9 protein-coding genes and 1 pseudogene are annotated in these 12,203 nt (G+C 41.8%); 7 read left to right on the forward strand and 3 right to left on the reverse strand.

Annotation, left to right across the window (positions count from 1 at the left end; all coding sequences use genetic code 11):
* Window positions 1-76 precede the first annotated feature (76 nt).
* The 7 genes from ATS72_RS11160 to ATS72_RS11190 all read left to right on the forward strand — a co-directional run bounded on the left by ATS72_RS11160 (window position 77) and on the right by ATS72_RS11190 (window position 7,998).
* Window positions 77-1,390, forward strand: a complete 1,314-nt coding sequence (locus tag ATS72_RS11160) for a porin (protein ID WP_058430048.1) — start codon at window positions 77-79, stop codon at window positions 1,388-1,390.
* Window positions 1,391-1,522: 132 nt separating this feature from the next.
* Window positions 1,523-1,918 (forward strand): YbaN family protein, encoded by a 396-nt coding sequence (locus tag ATS72_RS11165; RefSeq protein WP_006792518.1) that lies wholly within the window; start codon window positions 1,523-1,525, stop codon window positions 1,916-1,918.
* Between the two features lie 134 nt (window positions 1,919-2,052).
* A complete protein-coding gene (locus ATS72_RS11170; RefSeq protein ID WP_058430047.1) occupies window positions 2,053-2,685 on the forward strand; it encodes a PepSY-associated TM helix domain-containing protein in 633 nt (210 codons plus the stop codon).
* On the forward strand, window positions 2,685-3,194 hold the full coding sequence (locus ATS72_RS11175) for a DUF2271 domain-containing protein (RefSeq protein ID WP_006792520.1): 510 nt from the start codon (window positions 2,685-2,687) through the stop codon (window positions 3,192-3,194). The genes ATS72_RS11170 and ATS72_RS11175 overlap by 1 nt, the downstream gene beginning before the upstream one ends.
* A gap of 35 nt (window positions 3,195-3,229) precedes the next feature.
* Window positions 3,230-4,075: a DUF4198 domain-containing protein gene (locus tag ATS72_RS11180; RefSeq protein ID WP_058430046.1), complete on the forward strand. Its 846-nt coding sequence runs from the start codon at window positions 3,230-3,232 to the stop codon at window positions 4,073-4,075.
* Between the two features lie 292 nt (window positions 4,076-4,367).
* Window positions 4,368-6,899 carry a TonB-dependent receptor plug domain-containing protein gene (locus tag ATS72_RS11185; protein ID WP_058430045.1) on the forward strand — a complete coding sequence of 844 codons (2,532 nt, stop codon included), beginning with the start codon at window positions 4,368-4,370 and terminating at the stop codon, window positions 6,897-6,899.
* Between the two features lie 205 nt (window positions 6,900-7,104).
* Entirely contained in the window at window positions 7,105-7,998 is an 894-nt protein-coding gene (locus ATS72_RS11190) for a hypothetical protein (RefSeq protein WP_058430044.1), read from the forward strand.
* Between the two features lie 82 nt (window positions 7,999-8,080).
* Here the strand turns inward: ATS72_RS11190 and ATS72_RS11195 are convergent, their stop codons facing one another.
* The 3 genes and pseudogenes from ATS72_RS11195 to ATS72_RS11205 form a co-directional block, all read right to left on the reverse strand.
* Window positions 8,081-9,190: a lipocalin-like domain-containing protein gene (locus ATS72_RS11195; RefSeq protein WP_058430043.1), complete on the reverse strand. Its 1,110-nt coding sequence runs from the start codon at window positions 9,188-9,190 to the stop codon at window positions 8,081-8,083.
* Window positions 9,191-9,197: 7 nt separating this feature from the next.
* Window positions 9,198-11,633, reverse strand: coding sequence for an FtsX-like permease family protein (locus ATS72_RS11200; RefSeq protein ID WP_058430042.1), 2,436 nt, complete (start codon window positions 11,631-11,633; stop codon window positions 9,198-9,200).
* Window positions 11,626-12,183, reverse strand: a pseudogene (locus ATS72_RS11205) (ABC transporter ATP-binding protein); the annotation flags it as partial. The pseudogene ATS72_RS11205 and the gene ATS72_RS11200, both read right to left, overlap by 8 nt.
* Window positions 12,184-12,203: the final 20 nt, after the last annotated feature.

Here is a 12,203-nt window from a genome sequence, read left to right on the forward strand (position 1 = left end):
GTACTAAGCTCTTAACCCAAGGTGTTATTAATATCTTGGGTTTTTATTTTTAACCAAACGAAAAGAAGCAGCTAATATGACCAAACTCTCAAAATTATCGCTCGCATTTATTTTAGGTAGTGTTTCGAGTACTTCTTACGCCACCGATATCGACACGCTTCAAAGTCAATTAAAACAACTACAGCAGCAAATGAAGCTGCTTGAACAAAAACTAGTTGAAGAAAAATCTAAACAGCAAAAAATTAACGAAAAATACCAAGAGCAAGTTGCACTTATCGAGAAAAAAGCTGACCAAAACGTTGTGGTGGCAGAAGCGCCGAAAGAAAAAAGCAGCGGCATAAAGGTAGGCGGTGCTATTCGTACTAACTTTAGTTATGCATCGTATGATGACGATAACGAAGATCGCGGCGGCGACTTCGATTTTGACGTTTTTAGACTTAATTTTTCTGGTGATGTAGGCGACGTTATTCTTAACGCAGAAATTCGCTTTTTTGATTACATGACCGCAGTAAAATATGCTTATGCAGCGTACGATTTTGCAGACGATTGGCAAGTACAAGCAGGTATCACCAAAGTACCCTTTGGTAACTGGCCTTATAATTCGCACAACTGGTTTTTTAACACCACCTATTACATCGGTTTAGAAGATGATCACGATTTAGGCATTATGTTTAAACGTAAAATTGCAGATAACTGGCAATTAGATCTCGGCTTTTTCAAAAACGATGAGCTTGGTGGCGTAGATGGCTACGTTGACAACCGCAGCGATCGCTATTCATACGATGTAGTTGGCGTTAGAGCCGCAGAAGACGGCATTTATGCAGAACCTGCAATCCAAATAGGCGAATACAATACGTTTTCGGGCCGTTACGGTTACCATTTTGAACATGACGGCGGCACAACCGAGTTAGGTTTTTCTGCGTTATCTGGCGGGTTACATGACGGTAATGACCGCGCAGGCGACTATTATGCATGGGCTATGCATCTAAATAGCAATATTGATGCATGGAACTTTCAGCTTCAACATGGTGAATACAACTACGACATAGATAATATTGATCGTATGGCCGTAGGTGCTTACTCGTTTTACGACAGTATTGCCGCAGAAGCAACCATGACCAATGCAAACATCGCTTACAGCATGCCAGTCGAGTGGGGCCCAGTGACAGGCCTACAATTTTATAACGATTACGGGATTATCTACGATAAATCTGACAACAGCGCAGATACGTGGATGAACGTGACCGGTGTTTCTGTAGCCGCTGGCGGCTTGTTTACCTACTTTGATTTTGTACATGCAAAAAACCAACCTTTCGTTGGTGGATCTATTGCCGGTGACAGCAGCGAAACAGAAAAACGCTTTAATATAAACATTGGTTATTATTTTTAATAACTAGTGTTTAGTCTACAAAAAAGGGCATACTGGGTATGTCCTTTTTTATTGGAATAGCGTTTTAGCTCTATAATAAATGTAAAATTGGCCTACACTTTAAATTAGTCGCCACTCACTATAGCGTCGTCAATGAATATAAAATCGTCACTTATCTGTTACAAAAACATAGGGTTAAAAATGCTAGGCTTAACCTTAGTGGCGCTAGGCATTGTAGGCATTATGCTTCCAGTCATGCCCACGACTATATTTTTTATTTTGGCGCTCACTTGTTTTACTCGCTCATCACCTGCACTTGCAAATTGGTTACTTAATCACCCTCGCTATGGTGTTACCTTGCAGCAATGGCAAGCTCATAAAGTGGTACCAACCAAAGCTAAGTACTTTGCCGCTATTGGTATGCTTACTGGCTTTATACTTTTACTTAATTCAACAGCACCTATTTGGGTTGTATACCTTGTAGCAGCAATAGAAATTGCGGTTATGATTTACCTTATTTTAAGACCCTCACAACCCCCTCAGCACTAAACCTCGTTTAAACGCACTAACATTTAGCCTGAATTCAGGTTATTTAAAATATTAATGTAAAGTTACGTAAGTAAATTTGTAATAAGTAATGCAAATCATTATCATGTAATAAATTTTATTACATTAAATTATTTATGTCGTTTATTAATAAGCGAGCTTTGTACAGTACAAGCCGTGCCCTACATATTTATATTTCTACCGCTTTGTTTTTTTTACTCATTCTATTTTGCGTTAGCGGTATTGTACTTAACCATGTTGACTGGCTTAAAAACGATAAAAGTAACGGGCAAGTCACCGCAACTATTCCAGCTGAGCTTGTAACTAAAGCCAACGCACAGCTAAATACACTGCCTTCGCTTTACCCAGAAATAGAAGCTTATCTAGCTACACAATACTCACTCACCAAGGTAAAAAGTATTGAATGGGAAAAAGAAGACGCACTTGTCATGCTCGACTATCCCCTTCCGGCCGGTTTTGCTTACGCTGAGCTTGACTTTACAACTGGCGAGCTAAACCTCGATTACCAAACAGGCGGCTTTTTCAGCCTTATTGGCGATTTACATAAAGGTCGCTACACCGGTGAAGTATGGAGCTGGGTAATTGATATTTCAGCGGTATTGATGATTATTTTTGCCATTACCGGCATGATTATTTTGTTTCAAAACAGAAAAAAACGCTTAGCAGGTATATGGATAACCGTTTTAGGCATCGCAACGCCATTGGTTATTTATTTATGCTGGGTACCACAAATTAAAGGAGTGTCTTAATGTTAAAAGTTAGTACTGTATTTAGCGCAGCATTATTAATGGTTGCCGCACTATTTCAAACAACGGTTCAGGCACAAACGCCACAGCTAGAGATTGAACTCACCCTACCCGACCTTGATGTACAACCTTATCATCGACCGTACGTTGCTGTGTGGCTAGAAACACCAGAGCGCAAACACGTAACAACGCTTGCACTTTGGGTTCAAAAAGCCGAGTGGTTTAAAGACTTACGCCAATGGTGGCGTAAAGCAGGTAAAACCAATATTAACTTTGACGGTATAAGTGGCGCCACTAAGCGCGCTGGTACTTATACAATTGATTGGCAAGGTAAAGATTTAGACGGCAACGCCGTAGCACCTGGTAAATACCTTTTAAATATTGAAGTTGTTCGTGAAGAAGGAGGCCGTGATTACAAACGCCTCGAACTCGATTTAACAAAGCCAGGTAAAATTACCATCGATGGTAAAAAAGAGTTTTCAACCAGTTTTGTTACCGTAAACGCTAAGTAGTAGCTATTTATAATTCGAATTTAAAGGACAGAAAAATGAAAATTAATTTATTAAAAACAGCATTAATTGGCGCACTTAGCTTATCAGCGCTTGTATCTACATCAGCCAGCGCACATGGCCGTTGGTTATTACCATCACACACCTCACTTTCTGGCGATAAAGCGCATTATGTAATGATTGATGCGAGTATTTCTAACGAAATGTTTGCCCCCGACAAAGCCTTTAAGCCAAAAGAAAAAGACGCTCAATGGGACGACACATTACTCATGGCGCTTATGCCAAACGGCGAGCCGGTTAGCGACACTATTCGTGCTTATTACTTAAAACGCAAAAGCTCTGCCGCAGTTAGTTTAACTGAACAGGGCACCTACCACATTGCAATGACACAAAAGCCAATGTACATGACCTTTTATAAAGATGAAGAAGGTAAACGCAAACGTGTATTTGGCAAAAAAACAGACGCTAAATTACCTAGCAACGCTCAAGGCGTACGCACCACTAAAGTGATTTCAACGGTAGACACGTTTGTAAGCCGTAACGGTACATCTAAGCCTGCATTATTAGGTTTAGGCCTTGAACTAAGTGGCCCAACCCATCCAAACGATTTATTTGTAGGCGAGCAAGCGCGTTTTCAATTACTACAAGACGGGAAGCCTGCAGGCGAAGGTATTGAAGTAAATATTTTAAGAGGCGACACTCGCTACCGTAACGAACGTGGCGAAGTAAAAGTAACCACCGATAAAAACGGCTTCTTTACAACAACATGGAACGCACCGGGTATCTATTTAATTGAAACCGCCACTGAAGTTGATGTAAATGAAAAGGGCGTAGACTCAGGTCGTTATGCATTATTTACAACACTTGAAGTTGCGCCTGAGTAATTTTTTAGGCATTTATTTAAAAGTATTTTCTAAGCCAAGTTTTTAACTTGGCTTTTTTATGCCTATCACTTTTTTTCAATCTCTCTTTTACTTTTTATTGATTTCGCAACCATTCGCCACAAGATTACAACAGTAACGATCTAATCGCCTATAACGTACGTAAACAGTGGCCTTACTTATTAAAAACGTGAATAACATAGATGGTTTTTATCTTTGCACGTAGTTGAGCGCTTCTATATGATTCGCTCCTTTTTCAAACTCACCAAAACAACGACGTTCTTAAGGAACATAAATGACTTTTAAGCGTTTATCAGCCAATAAATTAGCACTTAGCCTGGCCGTAACCTCTGCACTTGGCGGTTCTTTTGTTACAGCTAATGCAGCAGAGCAAGATACTCAGGCACAAGAGAATATCGAAGTAATCTCAGTAACAGGTACTCGCCGTAGTTTGCGAAGTATTGCTGAAAGCTCAGTGCCAGTAGATATTATTACTAGCAGCGACATGGCAAGCACAGGCCAACTTGAGATTAGCCAAGTTCTTGCCAACCAAGTGCCTAGCTTTAACTTTCCAAGTGCCACTTTAGGTGATGGAACAGACCACGCAAAACCTGCTGTACTGCGCGGCTTAGCGCCCGATCACACTTTAGTGCTTATCAATGGTAAACGCCGTCACTCTGGCGCGCTTTTAAACTTAGCGGGTGTTGTAGGTAGAGGATCTACTGCGGTAGATTTAAACATGATCCCTACATCAGCTATTAAGCGCGTAGAAGTACTTCGCGATGGCGCTGCAGCGCAATACGGCTCTGATGCCATTGCTGGGGTGATTAATATTGTTTTAAAAGATGCCTCTGAAGGCGGTAGTGTAAGCGTAACCTATGGTGAATACGATACACAAATGGCGGGCGCACCGAACTTAGAAAGCACCTACGCAGATGCAAACGGCGACCTTGCATTTAACCTAGGTAATGACCGCGAAATTAGCGATGGCGCCACACGCACAATTAGCGCTAACTCTGGATTTGCATTATCAGACAGCGGCTTTGTAAACGTATCGATTGAATACCGCGATAACAGCCCAACACAACGCTCTGGTTTTGACCCTCGCGAGCAATATAGCCGCCTTGACGATGGCAGCCTAGACCCGCGCGAATTTACTATTGACCGTTACAACCATCGTTTTGGTAAAGCTGACCTTGAAGATTACGCTTTATTTTACAATATGGGTTACGAGCTAGATAACAGCCTTAACCTGTATTCATTTGGTAGCTACTCAAAACGAGAAGGTAACTCAGGTGGCTTTTACCGCCGTGCACAAGACAGCCGTAACGTATTAGCACTTTACCCAAATGGCTTTTTACCGCAAATTGAAACCGATGTTGAAGACTACTCATTTGCCCTAGGTCTAGAAGGTGAAACGGGCGACTGGACATGGGATGTAAGTACCAACTATGGCCGCAACGACTTTGCATTGGGCGTTGTAAATAGCTTAAATACGTCTTTGGGTGCCACCAGCCCCACCGAATTTGATAACGGCGCACTAGTTTATGACCAATTTATAGTCAATGGTGATGCAAGCACAACCCTTGATTTAGGATTACCTGACGACGTATTTTTTACCCTAGGTGCTGAATACCGCCACGAAAGCTATAAAATAGAACAAGGTGAAGAATCCTCTTACATTACTGCACTTGATAGCAATGGCAATCCAATTGCTGCCGGTGGCGCACAAGTACTTTCGGGTTTTGGTCCAGAAAGCGTAACCGATGAAAGCCGCCATAACGTTGCACTATTTGTTGAGTTTGACACCTACCTAACCGACAACTGGAACATGGTTTTAGCTAGCCGCTACGAAGATTACAGCGACTTTGGTAACACCTTTACTTCAAAGCTTGCAACACGTTACAGCGTAAACGAAAACCTATCGCTACGTGGGGCAATTAGCACAGGTTTCCGTGCACCATCGCTTGCACAAAGCTCGTATCGCCAAATTTCAACCGTACTTGAAAACAACCAAGCGTTTGAAGTAGGCCTATTCCCAACAGATGCACCCGCAGCGCAAGCCCTTGGTGCAAAACAGTTAGACGCTGAAGACTCAGTTAACTTAACTGCTGGCTTTGTTTACACCCAAGGTAACTTTAGCTTAACGGTTGATGCCTACCGTATTGATATTGATGACCGAATTGTACTCTCGGAAAATTTAAGCGGTGCCGCAGTACAGCAAATTTTAGCGGATGCTGGTGAGTTAAATACCGAAAGCGTACGCTACTTTACTAACGCAATCGACTCGCGCACGCAAGGCGTAGACATTGTTGCAACTTACCTACTTCAGTTAGATAACTTTGGCGATGTGCGCTTAAACGCAGCGGCTAACTTTAACGACACCGAAGTGACACACGTTGACGATAATCCTGAACAACTAAACTCTTTAGGAGACGACTACGTTGTATTTGCACGCCGTGAAGTAGGTCGTTTTGAAGAAGGCACACCAGACAACAAACTGAATCTGTCGGCCGTGTGGAACTTTAACGAATGGCAAACAACGTTACGTGCAACACGTTACGGTGAAGTTGCTGATATTTCCACAACAAGCGATCGCGATGAATACCTAGACGCCAAATGGATAACCGATTTAGAAGTGGCATATCGTCCTAATGACGAATGGAAATTTGCACTGGGTGCCAATAACTTATTTGACCAATACCCGCAAGCTACGGTCGATAACATTGGTTACTCTACCTTTAGCCAAATATTCCCGTACACACCCTATACATCGTACAGTTTAGATGGCCGCTTTTTATACGGTAACATTACTTACAGCTTTTAATTTGTATAATTAAAACCAGTCGTTAAAACAAAAAGGATGCGCTATGCATCCTTTTTATTAATAGTTAGTAATTTTAACCACTAATTAGTCTTTTAATTTTTAGCAAAAAACTAAATTCATTATAAAACAAACATTTAAATTTAGGCCCCATTATTGCTCTAGTCTTGTTATATTAACAAATAACGTCACATTAAAAGGACTAACCATGAGCTCATCAACTGTATCTACCATTGCTAAACCACTTTCGCTAATTAGCGGTATTTTATTATTAAGTGGCTGCGTGTTTCATATTTCGCCAAGCGTTGCATCGGTAAAACAAACACAACAACTTACATTACCTAGCAATAACCTTGAATACCTAGACGTATTAAGCGGTGCAGGTTCACTTAAAATAATGGGCTCATCAACAGCAACCAGTATTAATGTTGACGCCACTATTTACACAGCCGATATTGACGATGAATACGAACTCACACTCGATCAGAGTGGAACTAAAGCAAAGCTTGTTGCCCAAAATACAAGTAATAATGGAATTAGCTTTTACAGCGGTCAATCGCCAAGCATTAATTTAGTGGTCACAGTCCCTAACAACCTTAAGCTAGATATTGATGATGGCTCGGGCGATATAACTATTAATGCCATGACAAATAATATTGATGTAAAAGATGGCTCTGGCAGCTTATCAATCAATGGCGCTAAAAACCTAAACATAGACGATGGCTCGGGCGATATTTCGCTTCAAAGCATTGCCGGCAACCTAGAGCTTAACGATGGCTCAGGTAGCATTACTATTAATAACGTGAATGGCAATGCAAATATTGATGATGGCTCAGGCGATATGAGTGTAAATAATGTGCGCGGTACATTAACCGTTGAAGACGGTTCGGGCAGCATAGCAATACAACATATTAATGGCGCTGTAGACGTTGAAGATAACTCGGGCGACTTAACCATTGAGCATGTTGATGCAAACGTTACCATTGAAGATGGTTCGGGCAGTATTCGTGTTAATCATGCAAAATCATTGACTATTACTGAAGCAGGCTCGGGCGATGTAAGCATTGATAATGTGAACGGCCCTGTAAAATACAACCAATAAGATCAGGTGTATCAAGCTTTAAATAATAAAATGCACTTAGCATGCGCTTAAGTGCATTTCTTTTTAAAAACTTTATAACCCACTAATAGCCAACTAACTCTGCATAACCTTTACCTTTAAAACCACCTTGGGTTTTAATTCGCCCCTCCCAGTAGGGAATACTCAATTGATTACGTGAATCGGGGTTACGCGCTTCAATGGTTATAGGCTCAAACCCCTCAACATTAAGCTGCCATTTAATAGGGTAGGATTTATTACTTGGCGTTGTTTGCGCCGTTTGGGTTGTAAGCTCAGATGTTTTTAATACCTGTAAGGTCACGTCATTATTTGCAATAGCGCGCACAATTCCACTTTGCGTAATGTGCGATGCACTGCAGTAATCATAACTTTGTTGGCCATTACGAATACAAAATGCCATCAAACCACCCTGCTTTTTATCATCAGCCTGAATGCTAAACCAGTCCCACCCATTTTGGCTCGGATCGATTAACGCCGAAGACCACTCTCTGTCTAACCAAGCATCTCCGGTTACTTGATACGTTTCACCCGCAAATGTAATGTTGCCTTTGGCTTGTAAAAACGGATAACTGTAATAATAAGAGGCATGCCCCTGATGCGTTTTTTGGCTGTAACCTTGCTCGCCATGTTTTACAAGTGGGCTATTAGCCAGCACCAAATTAGCGCTGTAATTTTCCTGCTGCGCCTTCAAGTTAAGCGGTAAAAATGCTGCCTCTTTACTTGCTAACTGCCAATCATCTAAGCGAGCCTCAAATGGCTGCGCAGTAATATTAACTTGCCCCGAGCGACCATACTTTTCAAACGCATGGTGCTGGGTATCTGATTGTATTGCAAAGTGAGCAAAATACAGCTGCCCGTTCCACCATGGCGACGTTTCAGTTGCAGTGTTTTTATCATCAACAGAGAGCCGAAATAAAGTCCATTGCACACCAAAGGTGTCGCCATTATCTGCCTTTAAATTAGCAGTAACATACCACCATTCAATACCTTGCTGATGATGCGCCCCATGGTCGCGTGGAAAGCTCAGCCCTTGGTGTTTATTTACAGGTTCACCAAATTGCTGTGCAAATCCGCTATGCATTGGTTTATTTTTACTTATTTGCTCTACTTCTGGCTGGCACGCGCTTAATGTGCCAATAAAAACAAAGATAACGGCTGCTTTTAGTCTATTCATGTAAGTCCTATAACTTGGCGACATTATCGGCAACTGCGCTTCGCGTTAATTTTATTAGCGGTAACGCACTCACAAATAAGGCTAAAATAAATATAAGCACAGTAAAACCACCTAATTGCAGCCAATTAACGGTCATGGCCATGGTCCAGCCAAAGGCAATGGGCATTACGTAAGTTAATAATACCCACCCAAGGCAAAGCCCCAAAGGTATAGCCAATAACAAGGTGGTTAAAATAATAAGTGCGGCTTGCAATATTTTTGCACCCAATAATTGCAGTTGAGTCACACCCAGCGTTTGTAATACTGCCATAGGCTGCAATTGCCCCCGCCCCAGGGTTAAAAAGCTTACCCACATACCAAATAATGCAATCAGCATAATAAATATATTAAGCGCCTGAGTAACATAAAAAGTTTTACCAAATAACTGCTTAGCAAAGCGCTTAAACTGCTGATTGGCAATGACTTGTTGGCTATCTAATTGGTGCTTTTTTTGAATATAGTCGGCTATGGCGTCTACGTCGCTATTGGGCTTTAGCCAAAGCGATAAACCATACTCGGTGTAACTTAAGCTGCTATTTAATAGTGCTGTTGTAGTGACTACCACATTTAACCCTTGCTCGCCGTAATCAAAATAGGCAGCGCGTACTTGGCACGTTAGTGTATTAATATGCTGCCTTAGGGTTATTACGTCACCGACTGTAAGCGAGTACTGCAGCAAGGCGGGTTCATTCACTAAGCAACCCACAATCCCATTTTTGTTTTTTTCAAATACTGTAGATGTAGGTGCTTTATTGTTTAACAAAGTAAGATGTTGGTTGTAACTGGCCGTTGCACCAAATGCCATAACATCAACAGCAACCATGGTTTTAGGTGTTTTAAGCTCACTGTTAGCTGACCAATATACGCCCACCTTTTCAACTTCAGGGAGTTCAGTCAGTTTAGTTCCTAATGCTTGAATGTTTTGATCGGGCCTTACGTACAAATCGGCGCTTAGGCGTTTTTCAAGGTGTGTATCTAAGGTGTCGCTAAAACTGCCAACCATAATTTGCATACCTACAGCGGCACCCATCGCCATTAAAATGGCGAGTACTGAGCTCAATAATGCAGGTAATTGCACTATGCTATCGGCTTTTAACCACTGAATAATCGGGTTTTGTGTGGGCCATGGCAGCTTAAATACAGCTTTAACTATCGGTGGCGTAACCACAAAAAAGAGCAGTAGCACACAAACACACAGCAACAAGGCGCCCATTTTGGTATTTGCCGTTAGCGCTAAATAACTGGTTGCTGCAATGGCGAGCATTAACATTGGCCATTTAATACGCGCTAAAACAGTACTTAATCGAGCCGACTGGCTGGCTAAAAATCCTAACAAAACAAAAATATTAAGTGTAAAGCCACTGGCAACCATGCTGCTATCAAGGTTTACTACAAAGCTTCTATCTAGTTGGTAAAGCCCTCGAAGAGTGGCCGATACATCCATAACCAAGGCGTTTGCTAGTGCCGCGCCTAATATCGCACCTAACACAGCCGCAAACAAACTAAGTAACGTTAATTCAATAGCCAGCGCCTTAATTAACGCCGACCGTTGACACCCCAACACCCACATTTGCTGCTGTAAGTGAGCGCGCGCATTGTATGCCAGTTTAATTGCGTTAAAGCTTAAAAACGCACCTACCACATAACCCAACAATGCCAGCGCTTGTAAATTAAAGAAAAACGCCTCCGATAGCGCGTCAAAAGCTTGTTCTTGCGCAGCTTCAAGGCGTGCTTGCTCGCCTAGCAACGCGTTTAACTTAGCTGCTTGTTTACTATTTAAACCACTTACTTCAAAGTAACTTATCATCCCATTTGCGCGCAGTAATTTATCAGCAAGGCTAATGTCCACCAGCATGGTCATGCCTAAACCTTGCAGTTCACTTACCGTTAAAGTGCGGGTGGCATCGCCCATTTTTATATTAATACGGCTGTTTTTTAAATTTAACCGCTGCATTAATTTAGGATCGATATAAACAGTATTTAGTAGCTGTTCAAAACCGGAGTAACTATTGTTTGCTGTTGATGCTGGTGCTGAGCTGTCGGTATTTTGTGTAAGCCATTGCAATAAATTGACACCTCTAAGTGCGAGCTTTTGCTGCTTATCGGTTTCAATTACACCTTCTAAAACGGGTTGAACCTGCGTAAAACCAGCGGCCCTAATGCGCGACCACATACTGTTGGGCAACCTGTTTTCACCTAATACAGGGCGTATAAAATGCGTCACGGGGTTTGCAATTAGTGCTGTGGTTTGTTGGTAGCGCTTACCGGCCTCCAGGTTTAAACCTTGTATTGCAGTAAGTAACGCCGCACCTAAACTAAAACCAATAAAAAACAGTAATAACAGCCCTACATGACGGCGATAAAACTGCATATACGTTATTAATATAAGTTTAAGCTCAGCCATTAATTTGGCCATCTTTTAAAAATAGTTGCGTAGTAAATTGATTAGCCAATTGCTGACTATGAGTGACCATAATTAGTATTATTTGCTCTTCTTCACACAAGCTTTTTAATAGCGTAACGATATCGAGTGAGCGAGCGGCATCAAGGTTGCCGGTCGGTTCATCAGCCAATAGTAGCTTGGGCTTATTTAATAGCGCACGGCCTATTCCTACTCGTTGCTGCTCACCACCCGATAGCTGTTCAGGCATCGCTGTAAGCTTGCCTTCTAAACCCAGTTTTTTAGCCATTGTATTTACTTCATCGTCGCTCGGCGATAACCCATTAAGCCTTGCTTGAAAGCACATGTTGTCTTTTACATTTAACGGGCTGAGTAATTGGTAATGCTGAAAAATAATCCCTATTTTACGCCTATAAAGCGCAAGCTCACTGGCACTCAATTCACTAATTTTTTGCTCATTAACCGTAATAGTTCCTGCATCAGGAGACAGTAAACCGGCTAATAAATTTAATAATGTTGTTTTGCCCGAGCCACTATCACCCAGTAAAGCAATGTGTGCAGCGGGTAAAATAG

It is taken from the genome of Pseudoalteromonas sp. 13-15 (genome assembly GCF_001468205.2).
Taxonomy (GTDB): domain Bacteria; phylum Pseudomonadota; class Gammaproteobacteria; order Enterobacterales; family Alteromonadaceae; genus Pseudoalteromonas; species Pseudoalteromonas marina.